The 23,137-nt window shown below is 41.3% G+C and carries 11 protein-coding genes and 1 pseudogene; 9 read left to right on the forward strand and 3 right to left on the reverse strand.

The genetic code is table 11. The features are described 5' to 3' along the window. Positions 1–60: 60 nt before the first annotated feature. A complete protein-coding gene (locus tag H6G26_RS04275; protein WP_190728068.1) occupies positions 61–1,269 on the reverse strand; it encodes an ABC exporter membrane fusion protein in 1,209 nt (402 codons plus the stop codon). 1,414 nt (positions 1,270–2,683) lie between these two features. Here H6G26_RS04275 and H6G26_RS42335 point away from each other — a divergent pair. From H6G26_RS42335 to H6G26_RS04305, 7 genes and pseudogenes are all read left to right on the forward strand, one after another. Beyond that, positions 2,684–2,961 (forward strand): annotated as a pseudogene (locus tag H6G26_RS42335) (hypothetical protein). Positions 2,962–3,184: 223 nt separating this feature from the next. Next, entirely contained in the window at positions 3,185–8,581 is a 5,397-nt protein-coding gene (locus H6G26_RS04280) for a type I polyketide synthase (RefSeq protein WP_190728069.1), read from the forward strand. A gap of 181 nt (positions 8,582–8,762) precedes the next feature. Further along, positions 8,763–10,490 carry an SDR family NAD(P)-dependent oxidoreductase gene (locus H6G26_RS04285; protein ID WP_190728070.1) on the forward strand — a complete coding sequence of 576 codons (1,728 nt, stop codon included), beginning with the start codon at positions 8,763–8,765 and terminating at the stop codon, positions 10,488–10,490. Positions 10,491–10,806: 316 nt separating this feature from the next. Further along, on the forward strand, positions 10,807–15,555 hold the full coding sequence (locus H6G26_RS04290) for a PfaB family protein (protein WP_190728071.1): 4,749 nt from the start codon (positions 10,807–10,809) through the stop codon (positions 15,553–15,555). A 142-nt stretch (positions 15,556–15,697) separates the two neighbouring features. Beyond that, entirely contained in the window at positions 15,698–17,374 is a 1,677-nt protein-coding gene (locus H6G26_RS04295) for a PfaD family polyunsaturated fatty acid/polyketide biosynthesis protein (protein WP_190728072.1), read from the forward strand. 2 nt (positions 17,375–17,376) lie between these two features. Then, positions 17,377–18,891 (forward strand): thioester reductase domain-containing protein, encoded by a 1,515-nt coding sequence (locus H6G26_RS04300; protein WP_190728073.1) that lies wholly within the window; start codon positions 17,377–17,379, stop codon positions 18,889–18,891. Between the two features lie 549 nt (positions 18,892–19,440). Then, on the forward strand, positions 19,441–20,244 hold the full coding sequence (locus H6G26_RS04305) for an SDR family oxidoreductase (RefSeq protein WP_190728074.1): 804 nt from the start codon (positions 19,441–19,443) through the stop codon (positions 20,242–20,244). 69 nt (positions 20,245–20,313) lie between these two features. Here H6G26_RS04305 and hetI read toward each other — a convergent pair whose 3' ends face one another. Next, on the reverse strand, positions 20,314–21,039 hold the full coding sequence (hetI, locus tag H6G26_RS04310; protein WP_190728075.1) for a 4'-phosphopantetheinyl transferase HetI: 726 nt from the start codon (positions 21,037–21,039) through the stop codon (positions 20,314–20,316). A 390-nt stretch (positions 21,040–21,429) separates the two neighbouring features. On the opposite strand from hetI, the gene H6G26_RS04315 reads away from it, so the two are divergent. After that, positions 21,430–21,699, forward strand: coding sequence for a hypothetical protein (locus H6G26_RS04315; protein ID WP_190728076.1), 270 nt, complete (start codon positions 21,430–21,432; stop codon positions 21,697–21,699). Between the two features lie 43 nt (positions 21,700–21,742). Next, a complete protein-coding gene (locus H6G26_RS04320) occupies positions 21,743–21,910 on the forward strand; it encodes a hypothetical protein (RefSeq protein WP_190728077.1) in 168 nt (55 codons plus the stop codon). 146 nt (positions 21,911–22,056) lie between these two features. Here H6G26_RS04320 and H6G26_RS04325 read toward each other — a convergent pair whose 3' ends face one another. After that, entirely contained in the window at positions 22,057–23,121 is a 1,065-nt protein-coding gene (locus H6G26_RS04325; RefSeq protein WP_190728078.1) for an alpha/beta fold hydrolase, read from the reverse strand. Positions 23,122–23,137 lie beyond the last annotated feature (16 nt).

Raw genomic sequence — 23,137 nt, forward strand, 5'->3', positions numbered from 1 at the left:
TTTGTCATTTGTCATTTGTCATTTGTCATTTGTCATTTGCGAATGACCAATAACTAATGACTATATTTGAATGGCGACATCCACTTGTAAGTTAGTTAAACGAGCTACCCGTTCACTATCTGTGGGATTATCGATGGATATTTTTACTTCAATTATTCTGCGGTCTGTATCTGAGCCAGGATTGAGGCTGAAGATGCTTTGCTTGTCAACTTGCCAACCAATCTCTTTGACAGTTCCTTGTAATGTTCCAGTAAATGCAGTGCTGGTAATGGTGGCTTTTTGTCCTACACGCACTTTTTTAACATCGGTTTGATACACCTCTGCAATCACATACATTTGAGATGTCTTACCGATTTCAGCAAATCCTGTGCTGGTGTTGATTACTTCTCCGGTTTTGGCATGAATTTTCAAAATTTTGCCATTTATGGGAGATTTGATGTAACTTAAATCCAAGTCGGCTTTTGCTTGTTGAACAGCAGTTGTTGCACTGTTGACTTCGGTTTGTGCGACTTGAACATCTACACTACGCACTTCGCTAATACTGGTGAGTTGCGCTTGTGCTTGCTTGCGTTGTTCTTGGAATGTGTCTTGAGTCCGCTTGAGAGTAGCTTGAGCTTCTGTTAGTTGCTGTTGTGTAGTCTTGAGTTGCAAAGCTTTGGTATCTGCTACAGAAGCCGCGATCGCACCTTGTTTATATAATTGCTGATAGCGATCGTTTTCAGCTTGAGCATTGTCTACTTCAGCCTGGATGCGGTCGATTGTCGCCTGTTGTGTAGCAACATCTCCTTTATATTGTGGCTCTAAACGGGCGATCGCTGCCTTTTGAGCTTCGATATCTCCGGTTTTAGCTCCAGATTTGACCTGCGCTAGTTTAGCTTTGGCCACTTGCAGTTGGTCTAAAGCTTGTTGCAAAGCTGTTCTAGAACGACCATAATTTTCTAGATACGCCAGTACTTGCCTTGCTTTAACCGCATCTCCTTCTTTCACCAACAGTCTTTCTACTCGCACTCCATTATTTGAATTGGGAGCATTCAAAGAAGTAACTTCACCTTCTGGCTCCAAACGTCCTAAGGCAGTCACAGCAACTTTCGCAGGAGCGACAGCTTTGGGAGGATTTGCTGGTGGAGCCTCAACTTTAGCTTTAGACCAAAACGGTACCAAACTATAAAAAGCTATTAATCCGGCCGCCAAAGTCAAAGAAGCTGCTAAAATTACCTGCGATCGCCCTACGGGTTTTGTGAATAATCGGCTTTCCTTATTTACTGCCATATTTTCATTCCAATTCTGTTTTCTAGGGGATAGCCTGGTTATATTTAGTCGATTAGATATAGACTCCACAAATTACTAAGAGAATTTTCCCTCTACAGTTTCTACCTTAATAAAGTGGATGGGTCTAAATTGGTTTTATATGAATTGTTGTACGCTTTTACCGCCCAAACTAACTATTGTGGCGTGAAAATTAATGATGGTGTTACTTCAAAGCTTCCTAAGTTATATCCTATCTTTACATTTAATCCAGTAGCGTAAAATACAATAGCGCTAACCAGAAAACTTAATTCTCAAGAACAACGAAGCGCCACTAAATGTGAACTTAAAGCTTGGATAAACTTGTTATTAATAATGGCATATAAATTCTCTTCTGTCAACTAATTATTTTTGCATAAATCCTGATTCTCTCACTAAAATATTTCATCATAGTAGGATTAAATGCTGAAACATTTTACTCATTACTAATGCTTTATCTGCTAATTAAATACCAACAGATGATTCGTTATTAATTAGATTTGATATTACTAACAGATTATTATTAGCAAGGTTGTGTAGTATAAGACATTTTTATAGCGGTTCGCGTAAATGAGAACCGCTATATCAGCTTTACTCATAGTAATTAAAAGGCGGTTAGGAACCGCATCTACACAGTCAAAACCTATCTCGGTAGGTTTCAAATACCCAATTTTTTTACTCTGCGGAGGCAGACTAGCCGGCGAGAAGGCTTTGCCATTTGTATAGCCGCGCTACAGGCAGTGTGCCGTAGGCAATTCTATTCGGTTTTTTAACTGATGTAACCATGATTATGTTTATCAAGCAACATACTAAAAATTAATATTTGCTTTATAAATAACCGCTTTGCTTCTTAACTTGACCTATATTGAAAAATAACTAACAACTTTGATTTAATTATGATGTTTCTCTGAGAAAACATACTTATGGTTATTCAATTTATCTCTGTATTCATTGAATTGTTACTTACTAGACAACAGATTTACATTGTTAACTTAATTCAGCACAAATTTTTGGCTAACCCGTAGGTAACAAAATATCTCACACATTTATATGGTCATAAATTATACTATTAAGCTCCATTATATTCAAAATTCACATCAGTGATCATGGAGGTTTCTTTATAAAATAACTTTAAAGAAATGATTTAGTTTATATAAAGTGTGTTATTGTTTTTATTAATTCAATGCTTAAAAGCAGTTAGGCAAACTAGTTATTTAATTTAAATTTTAAAATTAAAAATAACTAAAAATAACTGCTCAGGTATCACCTTTTGATCGTTTAATTAATTGCAAAAGTTATATAAAGTCGGATTAAAGGTGGTGTCTTTTCTGTAACCAAGTTGTCAACTTGATTGGGTTAGATCCCATAAAATATATTATCCCGGATGCTGAAATTGGCTATGGCATTGATCAAGATACAGAACGTTGTCATTAACAACATTTATGATGCTGTGGTTAGACTAGATAATCAAACAACTTCGGATGAAAAAACGTTTCTGTTCTCTTAGCTACTCCTCAGCTTCCATCGCTCCAGTAGGATACCATTACTCAAAATCTCTACCATTACGAATGGATTAAATTCACTGGTCAAGCAGCTATTACACTCCAAGACTATTTTACCAGTTTTAACAACGTCATTGACCTATTGCCACAATTTAAAGAGTCTAGCGTTGGATAACATTTTTTTGCGATGTCTACGACGGGCTACGCCTACGCAGTGTGCCAAAGCCGCCTGGAAACATAAAGCTTTACCCTGGCAGTATGTATCGTGTGGTGTCGATTTGGAAACAAGCATTTAGCAAAGACAAAATAGCTAACTGCTTACAAAACAAGAGTTTTTGATTATTAGTAGGCAACAGAAATTACTGTAACTACACAATCCACAGTACTCACTATGCCCTATGTCTGCTTATTCAATTGATACTGCATTAACAGAGTTAGAGAGCCTGATAAATAATTGTGAACAGGCTGTAATTAAGTCTATCGAAGGAAAAAAAATGAAATCAGATAAATCAGTGTCAATCAACAGAATTAACAGACAATTACAACACAATCCTATCGCCATAGTTGGGATGGCTTCTCTATTACCTCAAGCCAGAAATCTGCGGGAATACTGGCAAAACATAGTAAACAAAATTGACTGTATTACTGATGTTCCTTCCACTCACTGGAGCGTTGAAGATTATTACGATCCGAATCCCAGAACTACTGAAGATAAAACCTACTGTAAAAGAGGTGGCTTTCTTCCAGAAGTAGATTTTAACCCGATGGAATTCGGCATACCACCCAGCATTTTGGAAGTCACAGATGTATCGCAACTATTAAGTTTATTAGTTGCGAAAGAGGCGATGGAAGATGCAGGTTATGGTGAGAAACGTGAGTTTAACCGCGAGATGGTTGGGGTAATCTTAGGCGTGGCTATGGCCAAGCAGTTAGGAATGCCACTTTCTGCCAGATTGGAATATCCGATTTGGGAAAAAGTTCTCAAAAGCAGTGGTTTATCTGATGAAGATACCCAAAAAATCGTTGATAAAATCAAAAGCGCTTATGTGAAGTGGGATGAGAACGCTTTCCCCGGAATGTTAGCTAACGTAGTCGCGGGTAGAATTGCCAATCGCCTAAATTTTGGCGGAATGAATTGCGTAGTTGATGCTGCTTGCGCTAGTTCCTTTGGTGCTTTGAAAATGGCAATTAGCGAACTAGTTGAGCATCGTTCTGACATGATGCTGACTGGTGGTGTTGATACCGATAACACCATCATGGCTTACATCTCATTCAGCAAAACACCGGCGGTTACTCCTAGTGAAAATGTCAAACCTTTCGATGCTAAATCTGATGGGATGATGCTGGGTGAAGGTATCGCCATGCTTGTCCTTAAACGGTTAGAAGATGCTGAACGGGACAACGATAAAATATATGCCGTAATTAAAGGTATTGGTACTTCCAGCGATGGGCGTTACAAGAGCATTTATGCTCCCCGCAAAGAAGGTCAAGTCAAAGCCTTAGAACGCGCTTATGAAGATGCCGGCTTCTCTCCCGCTACCGTTGGTTTGATGGAAGCACATGGCACTGGGACAATGGCTGGAGATCCGACAGAATTCGGTTCTTTAAAAGACTACTTTGATGTGCATGATGACAAAAAGCAGCATATCGCTTTGGGTAGTGTGAAATCACAAATTGGACACACAAAAGCAGCTGCGGGTGCGGCGAGTCTGATTAAAACTGCTTTGGCTTTACATCACAAAGTATTACCGCCGACAATTAATATCACTGAGCCAAACCCCAAACTCAACATTAAAAATTCATCCTTTTATTTGAATACCCAAACCAGACCTTGGATTCGTCCAGAAGGGGAAGCACCAAGACGTGCAGGTGTAAGTTCCTTTGGATTTGGCGGAACCAACTATCACGTCGTTTTGGAAGAATATGAAGCCGACCAAAACGCCGCTTACCGCTTACATAGTGATGCTAGTGAAGTGCTGTTGTTTGCTCCTACAGTAGACCAATTGTTGAGCAAATCTGAAGACATTTTAGGTAAGTTGCGATCGCCAGATGCACCTACACATTATGCACAATTAGTCAATGAGTGCAAATCACAACAGATTCCCCTCTCTGCTGCCAGATTTGGATTTGTAGCCGAGAATCTTGAAGAAGCTTGCAAGTTTCTGCAAACTAGCATTGAATGGCTGAAACACAAAGGAACAGCAGCATCTTGGGAGCATCCCCAAGGGATTTATTATCGTTCCTCTGGTATGGAATTGGGCGGAAAAGTTGTCTCTCTATTTTCTGGCCAAGGTTCGCAATACTTGGAGATGGGACGCGAACTGGTGATGAATTTCCCGTTGATGCGCCGTCTTCATGGCTATATGGATAGCTTGTTGCTCAAAGATAATTTGCAGCCGCTTTCAGAAATCGTTTTTCCTCATCCTGTGTTTGGAGAGGCAGAAAAGAATGTCCAAATTGCTGCTTTACAACGCACAGAATATGCTCAACCAGCCATCGGGGTGTTGAGTGCAGGGATGTACAGCATCCTGCAACAAGCTGGATTTAAATCAGATTTTGTTGCCGGTCATAGCTTTGGTGAATTAACCGCATTATGGGCTGCGGGGGTTTTGAGTACTGAAGATTACTTGTTCTTAGTGAAAGCTAGGGGTCAAGCAATGGCTGCACCAGAAGATCCAGATCATGATGCGGGTAGTATGCTGGCTGTCAAAGAAGACATCAGCAAAGTGGAAGCAGTGCTGAGGCATTTTCCGCAAGTTGCGATCGCTAATCAAAATTCCCCGACTCAATTTGTCTTGGCTGGGCCTACCGCAGAAATAGCGAGAATCAAAGAAGCTTTGCACGAGAAAGGATATACAGCTGTATTGTTACCTGTATCCGCAGCGTTCCATACACCGTTAATTGCCTTTGCTCAAAAATCATTTGCGATCGCTACCAAGTCTGTTAAATTCCAAAGTCCCAAAATCCCTGTTTACAGCAACGTTACCAGTAAGCAGTATCCCAAGGAAGCCCAAGGTATTCAAAAGATTCTGGAAACGCACCTTTCCAACTCAGTGCTGTTCAAGCAGGAAATTGAAAATATCTATGCAGCCGGTGGTACTTGCTTTGTGGAATTTGGGCCGAGAAGAATTCTCACCAACTTAGTCAAAGATATCCTTGGCGATCGCCCCCATATCACCGTATCTCTAAACCCCAGCACTCAAAAGAATAGCGATCGCTCTTTGCGAGAAGCAGTTGTGCAATTGCGGGTGATAGGTATGGCTTTGAATAACCTCGATCCTTACCAACTTCCCCAAACTATCCCGCCAATTGAGACGAAGAAGACATTAAATGTCCGTTTAAACGGCATAAACTACAGATCCGAAAAAACGAAAAATGCCTTCGCTCTAGCTTTGCAGGATGGGCATAAAGTCACATTACCCACTCCCGAATATCCTGATGCGGCTCCTTTATTTAGTAGCCCAGGTGTAACTCCACCTGTAGCAGTGATAGAGACTAACGGACATAAAAAACTTACCCCAGTAATGAACGGTGTGACTGCTAATATCATCACCCAGCCAGAGCAACAGATGAATCCTGTTACCCTGTCACAACCAGCCCAGGAATCTAAGATGCAACCAACACCAGAAAAATTGACAAATTACGAACAACTTTTAACAAGTTTAGAATATCTCCTAACACAGTTCCAGGAAAATCAAGCCGAGAATTTACAAGTTCACGGTACTTATCTCAACCATCAAATGGAATACGCCAAAGCGTTTTTCCAACTGATGCAGCAGCAGAATTCTTTGTTGAGTGAAAGTAAATCAACAGAAGAAACTGCCAAAATGAAGCTAGTTGTCATGGAAAGCTTAGAGCGCAGCATGATGCAGTTTCATTCCCAACAAGGTGAAACTCTACGCATCCATGAGCAATATCTCCAAGAGCAGTTGGAATATACTAAGAGCTTTTTCCAACTCATACAGCAAGAGTATTCTCAAATCATCTCTGGTGAGGGAGTAACTCAACTAACAGAGAAACTCAGTAATTTCACTCCGTTTACAACAGAAACAACTGTTACTGATGCACCAACCAAGATAGTAGAAAACCAGCCTTTGCCTTTGCCTATAGCTGTTACTCAAGAACCTCTCCCGGCTGCTGTAGAGCCTGTAGTTGAAACTCCTGTATCCCCGACGCGAGCGATCGCGTCTCTACTTCCCACTCCGCACTTCGCCACTGTCGAGACAGTAGAGCCTGTAGTCGCGCCACCTGTCCCAGTTGTAGAACCTCAAGCTGAGGTTGTAGTCAAAATTAGCTCACCTCCAGTCGAGGAAGTTGTTGCATTCACCCCAGAACCAGCACCCACAACTGCTGCACCTGTATCTGGCGCAACCATCGATATTGTTGACTTAGATAAAAACCTCTTAGCCATCACCAGCGACAAGACCGGCTACCCAGTCGAAATGCTGGAAATGGATATGGACATGGAAGCCGACTTAGGGATTGACTCCATCAAACGGGTGGAAATCTTAGGGGCGCTACAAGAAATGTACCCCAACCTACCCAAGCCCAATTTAGAAGAACTGTCAGAAAAACGCACCATCGGTCAAGTTGTAGAGTATCTGCAATCTCACGCTTCCAAAAGTATTACTGTAGAAATTGCAGTTCACGAAGTACAACCAGCAACCGAGATTGCAGTAGAGACTGCACCAGTAGTTGAGGTAGTCGTTGCACCTGAACCCAGCGTAGTTGTCGCATTTACCCCAGAACCAGAAGTTGCTCCCGCTATAAGTGATGAATTTGCAAACTTAGGTGAAACCCTGTTGGCCATCACCAGCGATAAAACTGGCTACCCAGTCGAGATGTTGGAACTGGAAATGGACATGGAAGCCGACTTAGGGATTGACTCGATTAAACGGGTAGAAATTTTAGGGGCGATGCAAGAAATGTACCCCAACTTACCCAAACCGAATATCGAAGAACTCGGTGACCTCCGCACCATCGGTCAAATAGTCGATTACCTACAGCAGTTAGCTGGAGGTGAAAAAAAAAAGTCTGAACCTGAGTTTGTCCAACAGCAGCCACCGGAATTAGACCATAATATCCTGCGCTATACTGTCAAACTCAGGAGCCTAGCACAGCCCGATTATTTGGATTTCACGTTACCAGAGGGACACATCGGTTTAATCACCGATGATGGTTCCCTCACCACCTATAAATTAACTGAATCCTTAATCGAGAAAGGCTGGAAAGTAGTAGTTATCAGCTTCCCCCAATCGCTCTTCGCCCAACAAGCGCCCTTACCCACAGGAGTAACCCGCGTCACCTTAGCAAACTTGAGTGAAGAACATCTTCAACAACAATTGCAAGCGATCGCATCTCACTGCGGAGCGATTGGGGCTTTCATCCATCTACATCCGATGTTTGTAGGAAATCACACCGGAAGTATTTCTTATAACGAGCAAGAAAAGGCGATCGTCAAGCACGTATTTTTGATGGCGAAACACCTTAAACCCTCCCTCAACGAAGCTGCAAAGCATGGACGTAGTTGTTTCTGCACAGTAGCTCACCTTGATGGAGCCTTTGGGTTAGAGTACAAAGTTAACTTCGGTGCGATCGGCGCTGGTTTATTTGGATTGACCAAAACTCTGAGATGGGAATGGCCAAAGGTATTTACTCGTGTGATCGACCTAAGCCCCAGACTTGATGCTAAACAGTCAGTACACAACATAATTGCCGAACTTCATGACCCCAACCTTTATATCAGTGAAGTTGGCTACGGCTCACAAGGACGAGTCACCATTATCGCCGATTAAAAAGTTGATTAACGCCGTGTGCAACTTTCTCTCGAACCTAACCCCCAACCCCTTCCCTTGAAGGGAAGGGGAGTAAGAATCAAAGCCTCTCTCCCTGTGGGGGAGAGGAATGGAAGCGGGGGTTTCAAGAACTCAGTTGCACACCAAAAAACCCAATTTATGCAGGTATTCACGAGGATTTATGACACAAACAGCCCAGCTTAGTCCATCATCTGTCTTTGTCGTGAGCGGCGGTGCAAAAGGGATTACGGCTGAGTGTACTATCAGATTAGCCCAACAGCAACCCTGCAAATTCATCCTTCTCGGTCGCTCCGAACTATTAGAAACTGAGCCAGATTATGCTCAAAACTCTGATGAATCCGCATTGAAAAAATGCATCATGGAAAATCTTCTTTCTCAAGGAGAGAAGCCCACACCCATGAATGTGCAAAAAATATATAACAAAATTACCTCCAGCCGCGAAATTAAAAAGACCCTAGCAGCAATTGAAAAAACCGGAGCTAAAGCAGAATATATCAGCGTCGATGTCACAGATATTCCAGCTTTACAAGAAAAACTTGCTACTGCTGTGCAACATCTCGGCCCAATTACAGGAATCATCCACGGCGCTGGAAACTTAGCTGATAAGTTAATTGAAAAGAAAACAGAAGAGGATTTTGAAAAAGTTTACACTGCCAAAGTTCAAGGTTTAGAAAACCTGCTAAATTGCGTCAACCCTAATCAACTTCAGCATCTAGTTTTGTTTTCTTCAGTAACAGGCTTTTACGGAAATCCGGGACAATCTGATTATGCGATCGCAAATGAAATTCTGAACAAATCAGCCCATATATTTAAGCAAAGTTATCCCTCGTGTCATGTAGTCGCTATCAACTGGGGCGCTTGGGATAGTGGCATGGTGACAGCAGAATTAAAGAAGATTTTTCAAGAGCGAAAAATTGATATAATTCCCATTGCAGTTGGGGCACAAATGCTTGTTAAAGAAATGGATAATGCCAATCATGCAACTGCACAAGTTGTTATTGGTAGCCCATTAGTTCCAATGGCGGCGGAGTTAGATTCGGAACTACGAACCCATCGTATTCGTCGCCAAATGACATTGGAGGCTAATCCATTTTTACACGATCATACGATTGCTGGTTCTCCAGTTTTACCAGCAACTTGTGCAATGACTTGGATTATCAATGCTTCTGAACAATTATATCCCGGTTATCGGTTGTTTAATTACCAATATTTCAAAGTTTTGAAAGGGATTACTTTCAATGAAACATTAGCGAAGGAACATATTTTAGAGATAGAAGAAATTTCTAAAGTTAATCTTGAAAGAATTGAACTTAAAGCCAAAATTTCGAGTAAAAACCCACAAGGCAGAATCCATTTTCATTTTAGCGCTCAACTCAATCTCCAGCGAGAAATCCCAGATGTACCTACTTATGAATCTCTCAATCTCGAAGAAGATAATATCATCACCGCTACAGGAAAAGATTTTTACCAAAATGGTGGGGCTACATTATTTCACGGCCCCGGTTTTCAAGAAATTAAAAGAGTTTTAAACATCAGCCCTGAAAAAATTACTACAGAATGTCTGTGGCCAGAACTCAGCGCACAACAACAAGGACAATTCCCTGTCCAATGGGTAAATCCTTACACCACTGACTTGAGTATGCACGCCTTATGGGTTTGGACACAACACTTTCATGAAGAAGGTTGTTTACCTGGAAAAGTAGAGAAATTTGAACAATTTGCGATGATACCACATAACGAAACATTTTACGTTTCGTGTGAAGTACTAGCTAAGACACCAAGTAGTGCGATCGCAAACTTTATCATACACGACCGCCAAGGTAAAATCTATTCACGAATGCTCGGCGCTCATGCCATTATTTGGTCAATGAAAATGCTTAGAAGCTAGTAATCTGTGAAATTCAAAGTTTGTAGTAAGGACTTTAATGGTTATTTTACAAGTACAGCTTTGCGTAAATTCGTGGCGAATTGAGGGTTTAAATTTAAACGCAAAGGTTCGCAAAGGTTCGCAAAGGGAAACGCAAAGGAGCGCAGAGAATCTGCTAGAAATCTTGTATTAAGCAATAAAGTCTTTACTGCAAACTATCAAAGCTAGCTTAATCTTAGGATTGCTATAACTTGCCTCGTTTAAAGTTTGGGGAACAGCGTAAATCCTGCCTTTTAATTATCTCTTGCTAAATACCCAAACTCGGAGCATATAAATCGTGGAAAAAATAGCCATCATCGCATTATCATGCCTATTCCCCGATGCTAAAAATCCTGAAGAATACTGGCAAAATATCGTTAATCAAAAAGATTCTACATCCTCTGCAACGGTCGAAGAAATCGGAGTAGATCCGACAATCTTTCATAATCCAGTTAAAGGTACACCAGACAAAACTTATTCTCTCAAAGGCGGATACATCCGCGACTTCCAGTTTAATCCATCTGAATACAATCTACCATCAGAATTTGTTGCTGGTTTAGATAACACTTTCAAATGGTCATTGTATGCCGCTAAACAAGCAATTGAACAAAGTGGTTATTGGGGTAATCAAACTGTTCTGGCAAAATGCGGCGTAATTTTAGGTAATTTATCATTCCCAACAAAATTATCTAATCAATTATTCTCTCCAATTTACCAGCAAGCTATTAATCCTGCTGTCAGAGAACTTTTGCAGTATGAAGACTTCAATTTAGCTGTACCAAATGCAACTAAAGCATCTTTATCCAATGCGATGATATCTGGTTTACCAGCATCTATCGTAGCTCAAGCTCTATCACTATCTCAGATTAATTTATGTCTGGATGCTGCTTGTTCGTCATCATTTTATGCGATTAAACTAGCATCTCATTACTTATGGTCACACAAAGCTGATGTCATGTTAGCTGGAGCCATAAGTTGTGCAGATTCCTTATTCGTGCGGATGTTATTTTCCGGTGTTCAAGGGTATGCAGAAAACGGCATCAGCCGCCCCTTAGATAAGTCATCTAGAGGGCTAATCCCCGCCGATGGTGTTGGGATGGTGTTGCTGAAAAGATATTCTGACGCCGTTAGAGATGGCGATAATATTCTCGCCACTATCTGCGGGAATGGACTATCGAATGATGGTAAGGGTAAACATTTACTCAGTCCTAATCCTAAAGGACAAGTCTTAGCTTTTGAACGAGCCTATAATGAGGCGAAAGTTAGCCCCAAAACCATCGATTATCTAGAGTGTCACGCCACCGGCACATTGCTAGGAGATACAACCGAATTCAACTCCATAGAAATATTCTTTGGTCAAAATCAAGCTGCGCCTCTGGTGGGTTCTGCTAAAGCAAATACTGGTCACTTGCTAACTGCTGCTGGCATGGTTGGCTTGACTAAAGTGATTTTGAGTATGTCTCATGGTGTAATTCCAGCAACCATGAACGTTTCGGAACCTTTAACATCAGAAAATGGTACAATTTCCGCCGATAAAATTGTTAGAACAGCTACGGCATGGCCTAATAATAATGCATCAATTAAACGGGCAGCTATCAGTGCTTTTGGTTTTGGCGGTACTAATTCTCATCTGATTTTAGAACAAGGAAATACAGCAGAATCGGTTGAATCAACTCCACCTGTTCCACCTACCAAAGTTGCCATTGTTGGCATGGATGCCTTTTTTGGTAACTGCAATGGTTTGGATGCTTTTGAACGCAGTATTTATGATGGAACACAGCATTTTACTTCTCTACCGCCTCAAAGATGGCATGGTATAGAAAATCAAGAAAGTGTCCTGAAAGAGTACGGTTTAACAGACGGGAAAGCACCAGTAGGGGCATATATAAAAGATTTTGAAATCGATACTTTATCGTGCAAAATCCCACCGAATGAGATAGAGAAATTAAACCCACAACAATTGTTGCTTCTGAAAGTTAGCGATCGCGCCGTGAAAGATGCGAAACTACAGGAGGGTAGCAATGTGGCTGTGATTGTCGCCGCCGAGACAGAATTCTCTGTGCATCAGCTACAGCAAAGATGGAATCTATCTTGGCAAGTTAAGGACGGCTTACTCAACCAAGGAATTTCTCTACCTGCTGAACACCTGGCGCAACTGGAAACCATTGTTAAAGATAGCATTCACCAACCAGTAGAAATCGGCGAATACGTGAGTCACATCGCCAACATCATGGCGAGTCGGATTTCGGCTTTGTGGAATTTCACTGGCCCTGCATTCACCGTCAGCGCTGGCGAAAATTCCGCCCTCAAGGCGTTGGAAATTGCCCAAATGCTACTCGCTACTGGAGAAGTAGACGCGGTGGTTGTGGGTGCAGTAGATTTAGCCGGTGGTGTGGAAAATGTCTTGTTCCGCAGCCAATTTGCGCCAATTAATACGGGTGTCAATACCTTGGGTTATGACCAACAAGCCAATGGCTGGACGGTTGGCGAAGGTGCAGGTGCTGTCGTCCTCAAGCGCTACGAAGCTGCTAAGGAAGACAATGAACGCATCTATGCAGTAATTGATGCCATGAGTTTTGCACAAGGTAATTCTACTTTGAGTGACGCTTTGGTAAAACCTGATGCTTCAGCTATCAGCAATGTCTGCAAACAAGCTTTCGAGATGGCGGAGATTCAACCCTCAGAGGTTAACTATGTGGAAGTCTTCGGTAGTGGCGTTCCCCAGGAGGATGAAGCCGAAATCACAGGTTTACTGCAAGCTTATCCGAAAGTGGGCAATGGTTTGCATTGTGCATTGGGTAGCGTCAAATCCAATATCGGCCACACCTATACAGCATCGGGAATTGCTAGCTTAATCAAAACTGCTCTCTGTCTTTATTACAGGTATATTCCCGCCACACCAAAATGGTCTGGTGTCAAAACACCGCAAGTATGGGAAGGTAGTCCCTTCTATGTGGCAATGGAATCAAGACCTTGGTTTGTCGATAAAGGCGGCACACGCAGAATAGCAGCAATTAATAGCATGGGTATAGATGGCAGTTACGCCCATTTAATCTTATCGGAGGAACCCAGCCAAGAGGAGCGCGACAACAGATATTTGCAGCAAATGCCTTTTCATCTGTTCCCTATCGCAGTTAGCGATCGCTCCACTATACCCGATATTCTAAACCATCTCCAAAAATCCATCGAAGCTAGTTCTTCTTTATCAGCTACCGCCAGCCAAACATTTGCTACCTTTGAGCAGCAATCTGATGCAAAATATGTCTTATCAATCGCAGGACGTAACACAAAAGAACTACTCAAAGAAATTGAATCTGCCCGCAAAGGTGTAAATAATGCCTTTGAGAAAGGGACAGATTGGCAAACACCAATAGGAAGTTATTTCACCGCGAAACCATTGGGTAAAACTGGAGCAGTTGCTTATGTTTATCCCGCAGCAGTCAATTCTTATATCGGTATTGGTCGTACTGTCTTCCGGTTATTTCCTAAAGTTTTCGAGGACTTAAAAAGTAACAATCTCTACAACCGGGCTGCTGATGTTGAAAAGCTGGTTTATCCCAGAAGCTTGCCTAAATTGACAACCAGGCAACTAGAAACTCTCGAAAAGCAATTGTTAGATGATTCACTGGCAATGTTTGAAAGTGAAATCGCCTTTGCTAGATACATGACGGCAATTTTCCGAGATGATTTTAAAGTCAAGCCGCAATCTGTATTTGGGTATAGCTTGGGTGAAACTAGCATGATGGTTGCCCAAGGAGTTTGGAGTGATTTTGAGGGTGGAAGTAACACCTTAAACTCATCACCTCTATTTGGCGATAAGTTATCTGGGCCAAAAAATGCTGTGCGTGAATATTGGGGATTAACAGATTCACCAAACAACAATTTTTGGAATACTTATGTTCTCATGGCTACTCCATCTCAAGTTAGAGAATGCTTGAAACATGAAAATCATGTCTACTTAACTCAAATCAACACACCAGAAGAAGTATTAATTGCTGGTGAGGATGCAGCCTGTAAGCGAGTGATTACGACTCTAGGTTGCAATTCTTTCCCCGCTCCCTTCGACCATGTGATACATTGTGAAGCGATGCGATCGCAGTTCGAGGAAATCAAGAAGGTAAACAGCTTACCATCACAAAATCTTCCCGGCATTGTTTTTTATTCTGCCGCCGATTATCAACCAGTTGCACTTGAAAGAGATGCGATCGCGCACAACATCGCTAAAGGATTGTGCCAAGAGCTTGATTTTCCGCAATTAGTTAATCGTGTCTACGATGATGGTGTGAAAATATTTCTAGAAGCAGGCGCCGGTAGTGTTTGTTCCCGATGGATTGATAAAATTCTTGGCAGCAAAGAACACATCACAGTCTCTCTGAATCGTAGAGGGATGGATGACCATGCTTCGATGGTCAAAGCATTAGCAAAGCTACTCAGTCATCAGGTGAATGTGGATTTATCACCGTTGTACAACAAAGCCCAAGAAAGTGCTAATTCAAACAAAGCAACATTGAGAACAGTTACCTTGGGCGGGAAAGCGATCGCAGCTACAATTTTGAGCGAAGAAAATCGTAACCTTGTTGAAGATTGGGTTGAGGATATTAAGTGCGATCGCTTCAAAATACAGCATCCAAAGATACCTAATCTTCAACAATCTGAAATCACAGATTTTCTTAACACTTCCAACCACATAACCCAACAAAAAAATTATTCCTCTAACATCTTGCGTCAGCCAGAAGAAGTAAAACCGAAAAATATCATTGATAACGTTTTTGAACCGAGAGAACAATTACAATCTTCTGAGCAAAGCGCAATTAGACAGCCAATTTCTCTTTCTTCGCCGCCAGTCATAACTCAAAAAATTAGTAGCATCATCAGCATGTTCGATTTAAATAAGACCCAGTATCAAAAGCTCAATGCTAATAATTCAAAGATAACTAAAGCACACACTGCCTTCTTACAAGCTAGACAAGATTACAGTCAGCAAATGAGCGAAATCATTCAATTGCAACTAGCTTGCGCCCAAAACTTGCTTAACGACGAATCTTGACATAAGTCTACATACTTCAACCGTCAATAACTTTGGGTAAGGGGAAAGGTGAACTGATAAAAGGAAAAGATTTCTTCCCCATTCCCTATTCCCCACGCCCCACTCCCCTTATTTAATAATTGTAATCCGAGGGATAACTGCCGTGACAACCGTAGATACGGTACTAAGTAAACACGATAATGGTCTTAATTTTTCTTCCTGGTCTTATAACAAAAACCAGGTTTGGAAAGGTTCTTTAGAAACTGTATCTTTTGATCAACAAACCATCAAAGATAAATTGATGGTGTTAAATAAACCCTGCTACATCGTGAAAGTTGCTGGAAAAATCGGTGTCACTAATGAGGGGTATTTATCCCCAGGTGATAATGGCACAACAGCACAAGTAGAACTGCTAACATTTGCAGCACCAATTCGCATTCAACAATTTGGAGATCCCACTTTTCTCTCCTCTTATGGAGTCAAATATGCCTACGTTACCGGCGCAATGGCTGGCGGAATTGCTTCCGAAGAAATGGTCATTGCACTAGGAAAAGAGCAAATTTTAAGCTCTTTTGGTGCAGGCGGTTTAACTCCAGAACGTTTGGAAGCAGCCATCAATCGCATTCAACAAGCTTTACCTCAAGGGCCTTACGCTTTTAACTTAATCCACAGCCCCAATGAACCAGCGATTGAACGCCGGGCTGTGGATTTATACCTTAAATACCAAGTGAGAACAGTAGAAGCTTCTGCATTTCTCGACTTGACCCCCAACATTGTTTATTACCGTGTTGCTGGATTGGGATTAAATAATGCCAATCAAATTGAAATCAAAAATAAAATCATTGCCAAAATTTCTCGCCGAGAAGTTGCGACTAAATTTTTGCAACCAGCACCAGCCAGAATAATCAAAGAACTGCTGGAACAAGGGTTAATTACTGAGTTACAAGCAACTCTTGCAGCCAAAGTTCCAATGGCTGATGATATTACCGTCGAGGCTGATTCTGGAGGACATACAGATAATCGTCCCCTGGTTTGTGTGTTACCTTCTATTATCGCCTTACGAGATGAAATTCAAGCACAATATCATTACCAAACACCCATTAGAATTGGCGTTGCAGGGGGAATTGGTACACCACAATCAGCATTAGCAGCTTTCATGATGGGTGCTGCTTATATAATGACCGGTTCCATTAATCAGTCATGTGTTGAATCTGGGGCTTGTGAACATACCAAAAAGTTATTAGCCCAAGCAGAAATGGCTGATATGATAATGGCTCCAGCAGCAGATATGTTTGAAATGGGAGTCAAATTGCAAGTTCTCAAACGGGGTACCATGTTCCCCATGCGAGCGCAGAAATTATTTGAACTCTATCGCGCTTATGATTCCATTGAAGAGATTCCTTTAGCAGAAAGAGAGAAATTAGAAAAACAAGTTTTTCGCAAAACTATTGCTGAAGTATGGGAAGGGACTGCGGCTTATTTATCCCAAAAGAACCCTGAGAAACTTGGGAAAGCAGTCAATAATCCTAAACTAAAAATGGCGTTGATTTTCCGTTGGTATCTAGGGTTATCTTCTCGTTGGTCTAGTTCTGGGGAAAAAGGTAGAGAAGTCGATTATCAAATTTGGTGTGGCCCGGCAATGGGCGGTTTCAATGACTGGGTACGCGGTTCCTACCTATCTGAACCAAATAATCGTCAGGTAGTTGATGTAGCCAATCAAATTATGACTGGTGCAGCGTTTTTGTATCGTGTCCAAAATTTGAAAATTCAAGGGCTGCAAGCTTCCGATTATTACAGTCAGTATCACCCTGTTCGTTCTACATCATTGTTGGAGATTTAAAAATGACTATAAAACAGTCTTTCACCGCAGACGATATTCAAATATTTTTGGTATCTAACTTAGCTAAATTGCTAGGCGTAGCAACTGATGAAATAGATGTCAAAGAACATTTAGAAAACTATGGGTTGGATTCAGCCCAAGCAATGATTCTAGTCAGTAACTTAGAAAAGTTGCTAGGATTTCAACCATCTCCATTGCTGCTGTGGCATTACCCAAATATTGAAGCTCTTTCACAGCGTTTAGCTGAAGAAGTACAAGAAGGTTCACCGATTCAAGATACAAAGGTGACAACCTCTAATGCCAACACTGCCTCCTCTGTTCTAGATTTAGGTGCTGAGGCTGTTCTTGACCCTACCATCCATCCTGGTGCTGCATCTAATGTACTTGTGGGTGAACCCAAAAACATCTTTTTAACTGGAGGAACAGGCTTTTTAGGAGCTTTTATCATCCGGGAATTGCTACAAGAAACCAATGCGGATATCTATTGTTTAGTGCGTGCTGCTAATGCCGAAGAAGGCAAAAGCAAACTCCAAAAAAATCTGCAACAGTATGCAATTTGGCAGGAAGAATTTACCTCCAGAATTATTCCTGTTGTCGGCGATTTATCTCAACCTTTGTTAGGTATTGGTTCGGAACAGTTTCAAATTTTAGCTGGCAATATTGATACTATATATCATAGTGCTGCTTTGTTGAATTATGTTTTTCCATACTCTGCACTGAAAGCAGCCAATGTTTTAGGCACTCAAGAAGTTTTGAGATTAGCTTGTCAAGTTAAAGTCAAGCCTGTACATTACGTTTCTAGTGTTGCTGTTTTTGAATCGACTGCTTATGCTGGTAAGGTTGTTAAAGAGCAGGATGAATTCAATCATTGGGAAGGTATTTATCTTGGTTACTCTCAAACAAAATGGGTAGCTGAAAAGTTAGTCAAAATTGCTCGTGACCGTGGACTTCCTGTAACTATCCACAGACCACCATTGATTTCTGGTGATAGCAAGACAGGCATTTGTAACACACATGACTTTATCAATTTGATGACCAAGGGTTGTCTACAAATGGGATATTTTCCTGATGTAGATTATATGTTGGATATGTCACCTGTGGACTATGTAAGTAAAGCGATCGTTTATCTATCACGCCAAAAAGAATCTATAGGTAAGGCTTTCAATTTACAACATCCCCAACCCGCGGCTTTGAAAATGCTAGTTGAGTGGATACGCTCTTTCGGTTATTCAGTTGAAATGATTCCTTATGAAAAATGGCAATCTGAGTTAATCAATAATGTGACTTCTGCGGACAATCCTTTGTACACTCTGCGACCATTTTTGTTGGAACGTTGGTCTGATGAACAACTGACTATTCCTGATTTGTACTTGCAAGCGAGAAGACCTCATATTAGCTGCCAAGATACTCTCCATGCACTAGCAGGCAGTTCTATTGCTTGTCCTCCCATTGACTCTCAATTGTTCATGACTTATACCGCCTACTTGATTCAAAGCGGTTTCTTAAATATCGCTTAGTAATTCACAACTTGCGTAGGATATATTAGAAACGTAACGCACCATCCTGGATACTTTCGGTGCGTTACGAACCTAAAAAATAACTTTATTTAGTCAAAGCTTTTTAAAACTCAGTACTACTGAACAGCCAATATTTCAGATGCCAGCAACAACTCATACACCAACAGAGGCAATATAATTGCCCTGTTTTTTTATGCCCAACCATGTAAATTTTTAGTATTGACCTCTTGACAGAAGCAATCGAGGATAGAATGGTTATTGTCGGGCATAAAAGTTTGATTTTACCCTCTGCCTTTTGTAAGCGATCAAAAGCTAAATGGTAGCAGTCTGAAATAACCGAACTCCTTTAAGTCCTAACTTCTTCGATGCATAAGTCCTAAATTTGCGTTTGGACTGCTACATCTATCCAATGGATCACATAAGCATTTGAAAGGGTAATAACTCAAGACATTTCTTGTCGGTTCAGATATTACGCGTACTTAATTGTAGAACGAGAACCACTGTAAATGCAACGCAGCTTCATCAAGTTGAATTCACCAATATTCTTACATGAACACAACACATCAAGGTCGGGGCAAAAAAACTGCTCTTATTACTGGAGCAGCCGGTGGTATTGGCTACGAATTAGCATGTATTTTTGCTGCTCATGATTACAATCTGGTCTTAGTAGACAGAAACGGGTTAAAGCTTGTAGAAATTGCAGCTAAATTTCAAAAAGAATTCGGAAATCTTGCCAAAACTATTGTTAAGGATTTATCTATATCAACAGCTCCTGAAGAAATTTTCACGGAGTTGCAACTCGCCGATATTAATGTTGATGTGCTAGTAAATAATGCTGGATTTGGTATTTATGGATTATTTCACGAAACAGACCTAGCTACTGAATTGGAAATGCTACAGGTAAATTTGGTGTGCCTCACCCATTTAACCAAGCTATTTGTAAAGCACATGGTAAAGCAAGGTGAAGGTAAAATATTAAATGTTTCCTCGGCTGCTGCTTTTCAACCAGGGCCTTTGATGGCGGTTTATTTTGCTACCAAAGCTTATATCTTATCTTTTTCTGAAGCGATCGCTAATGAATTAGAAGGTACAGGCGTCACTGTGACAGTTCTTTGTCCAGGCTCAACAGAATCTGGCTTTCATGAAAGAACCGGGATGGCTGACTCTAAGTTGCTCAAGGGGAAGAGGATGATGGATGCACGAACAGTAGCCGAAATTGGTTTTCACGGCTTAATGAAGGGCAAAACCATTGTCATTCCTGGTTTTATGAATAAACTACTGGCAAAAAGCGTCAGATTCGTACCTAGAAAACTGGTGACAAAGATTGTAAGAAATATGCAGGAAGATAAGTAAGCAGGGGGAGCAGGGGGAGCAGGGGAAGCAGGGGGAGCAGGGGAAGCAGGGAAAAAATAAGTAACTTAATTAATGACTATACTGCCAACACTTCAAATCGCAGCCTAAATTCGCCACTGCAACAGCAGCAACATAATTGTTAGCAGGTACTAGTTCAAAAAGACTCCAGTCTTCAGTTATGTGTAACTTGGCTGGTTCTGTGGGAGTGAGCGACACTTCAATTTGCTCTAACTGGGATAGTCCGTCTCCAGTTGCTTTTAAATAAGCTTCTTTACAAGTCCAGTAACGGAAAAATACCTCTTGCTGTTGCTTGGGAGATAGCGATCGCAACATCTCATATTCTCTCGGTAAAAAGAACCGTTTGGCAAGAGCTTCTAAATCAGACATCGGGCGAATATATTCTAGGTCTACACCAATTTGGCGAGTGCAATTCACCGCACACAAACCCAACCCTTGGGAGTGAGACAAGTTAAACGCCAGTCCACTATCAGCAAACGTATCTGCTAATACTGGTTTGCCACGCTGTTGATAATTAAACTGCACTTGTAAGGGCTGGATACCCAAATAGCGACTTAATATAGCTCGCAGAATACCGCGACCAGCGATGAAACGCTGCCGATGTTCCTGAAAATAGAACCGTTCAGCACGAGCCATTTCGTCATTGGAAAGAGTCGCTGCTAAATTTTGCAGCTGTAGTTCTGGTTGGTCAAGGTCTATGCGCCAGACATGAATTTCATTCTGTAAAAGAGTTAAATCTGTCGGTGCAGGTAGCCAAATATCATTAGAAGCGGTCATTGAGTCAAAAAATCAAGGGAGTTAGTTGTACTTTAATAGTTTGTTTAATTACAACGATTATTATGGGTGGATCTGATTTGACGCTTTAGCGCTACTATACTATGCACTAGACCAATGCGGTAAGCATAGCCATGCCGTCAGATGTTACGTCTGGCTGTAAACATAACTACTTAATACTGAGTTATAGTAGCTGCAATTGCTTTTTCTGACTAATATTGTGATTTATTGATCTATATGTACCTGCCCTTTTTATTACTCTAGATGTACGATCTCTAACTCAAGATTAAATCCCCTGAAAGAGAATATGTTAAAACCATTGACAGAGAATAACAAATTTTCTTTTGGCTAAAACATTAGCTATTACAGTGTTACTCCAAGGAATTACGAAGAATGTCTGCAAGTGTTTTACCAGTACCTAAGTTTTGTAAAGGTCAGATAGTAAGTTTTGTGGGTGGGGAAGGCGTCATAAAGAACTACCGATTTGAGTCAAACATCTGGGAATATTTGGTGGAAATGCCTATGGGGGCAAAGCCAGAAATGGGTCGGGTTGGTTATGAAACCATGATTTGGCTATCTGAAGTAGATATCTCTTCACTTGTAAATCATTTTTCTGGCAAAATGTTATATCTGCAACAAAAAAGACTTGCCAAAGCTTGTTAAAAATCTATTAGAACTATTTTTTTACAAAATATAGTGAGGATGAATGATTGTTAATTTGGAGTACCTTGCCTTCTTTGTGCTGCTACTGGCAGCGCTGCTATTATCAATTAAGGAAATGAGCGTTGCTTTGGATGAAGTAGATGTTGAGCGCTTTACTCTCTGGACAGGTGTTGCTTCTGTTATCGCTGGTTTACCAATAATATTGTGGTAGCTTTTCAGTCAATGCCATCCTCTCTATTGCAATAGTTTATTTAGGACAAATAGTGAAAACAAGCTAGTTTGTTCACTTTTTTAGGCTTCCAAACAATACGATTGCATCCGTTGAGTAACCTAGCAGCTAAAATATTGTCTCGTCTACTACTCTCTTCGCTTTTCCTCTAACCATTGTAAAACCCGATTCCATGCCCACCAAGGGTCAGGGTCTTGTATTTGGCGCTGGCACTTTTTGCTACTCAAGTAGCCAACATGGCCGCCGTACTGAGTGAGAAACAAATCTATTGTGGAATTGCGATCGCACGCTTCTTCTAATTCCGGTATGATAGCTGGGTCAAAAAGTGGGTCATCAGCAGCATATAAAATCAAAGTCGGTTTCGAGATTTGCGGCAATATTTGTAAAGCACTACTCGCTTGGTAATATGCCTCTACAGAAGAAAAACCTAATCGGTTAATTACCAATTCATTGTCAAAACCCCAAATACTGTTTGCCCGTTCAATCCCTGCTGGGTCAATACTTCCCGGATGAGCATCATGGATTCGCCATGCCAGTTTTTTTAAATTCTGGGCAATTCCCGCTTCCAAATATCTGCCGAAGGGCTTTGTAACTAGATAAGATAGCGATCGCTCCGAATCCAAACTAGGACAAATTACCATACCACCGCCAATATCGCTATCTTCTAATCCTAAATCTTCATGCTCCCTAATCACCTCACCGGCAACCTTCACCGCCCATAACGCCAATTGTCCTCCTAAAGAATACCCTGTAAACCAAAATTTACCGGGACATCCCATTGCCTTAGCAGCAGCAGCGATGCGAACAAAATCTTCCCCCTCATACAAACCATCAGAAGTTAGAGTCGGCGACAATTCGGCCGTTTTACCGTGGGCCCGCCAATCAAATAACACCACAGCATATCCTTGAGCGTAGGCTTTACGTCCTAGCACCCTCAAAAACCATTCCGTCTCTAACTCTCCAGTAATGCCATAAGTGCCGATAATCGTGCTGTGAGCATTTTCCGGGATGGCAACCAAGCCAAAAATTGGCACACCTTGGCCACCAACAAAAATTTTCTCGTGATAAGACGGTTCTGGGTCTTTAGTAGTACTTTCCCAGTAACGTTTTCCCCACAAAGCGGTGTACACAGTCATGATCACACCGTTTTGTAAAAACCAAGACGGATTGTAGGGGGGAGTATAACACATCATAGACTATAAGATTTCG

Origin of the sequence: Nostoc sp. FACHB-888 (assembly GCF_014696655.1) — a bacterium.
Classification (GTDB): domain Bacteria; phylum Cyanobacteriota; class Cyanobacteriia; order Cyanobacteriales; family Nostocaceae; genus Nostoc.

Excerpts from the sequence above, each read along its gene's own strand:
- H6G26_RS04275 (WP_190728068.1), bottom strand. The coding sequence starts at position 1,269 with ATGGCAGTAAATAAGGAAAGCCGATTATTCACAAAACCCGTAGGGCGA.
- H6G26_RS04280 (WP_190728069.1), top strand. The coding sequence starts at position 3,185 with ATGTCTGCTTATTCAATTGATACTGCATTAACAGAGTTAGAGAGCCTG.
- H6G26_RS04285 (WP_190728070.1), top strand. The coding sequence starts at position 8,763 with ATGACACAAACAGCCCAGCTTAGTCCATCATCTGTCTTTGTCGTGAGC.
- H6G26_RS04300 (WP_190728073.1), top strand. The coding sequence starts at position 17,377 with ATGACTATAAAACAGTCTTTCACCGCAGACGATATTCAAATATTTTTG.
- H6G26_RS04305 (WP_190728074.1), top strand. The coding sequence starts at position 19,441 with ATGAACACAACACATCAAGGTCGGGGCAAAAAAACTGCTCTTATTACT.
- hetI (WP_190728075.1), bottom strand. The coding sequence starts at position 21,039 with ATGACCGCTTCTAATGATATTTGGCTACCTGCACCGACAGATTTAACT.
- H6G26_RS04315 (WP_190728076.1), top strand. The coding sequence starts at position 21,430 with ATGTCTGCAAGTGTTTTACCAGTACCTAAGTTTTGTAAAGGTCAGATA.
- H6G26_RS04320 (WP_190728077.1), top strand. The coding sequence starts at position 21,743 with ATGATTGTTAATTTGGAGTACCTTGCCTTCTTTGTGCTGCTACTGGCA.
- H6G26_RS04325 (WP_190728078.1), bottom strand. The coding sequence starts at position 23,121 with ATGATGTGTTATACTCCCCCCTACAATCCGTCTTGGTTTTTACAAAAC.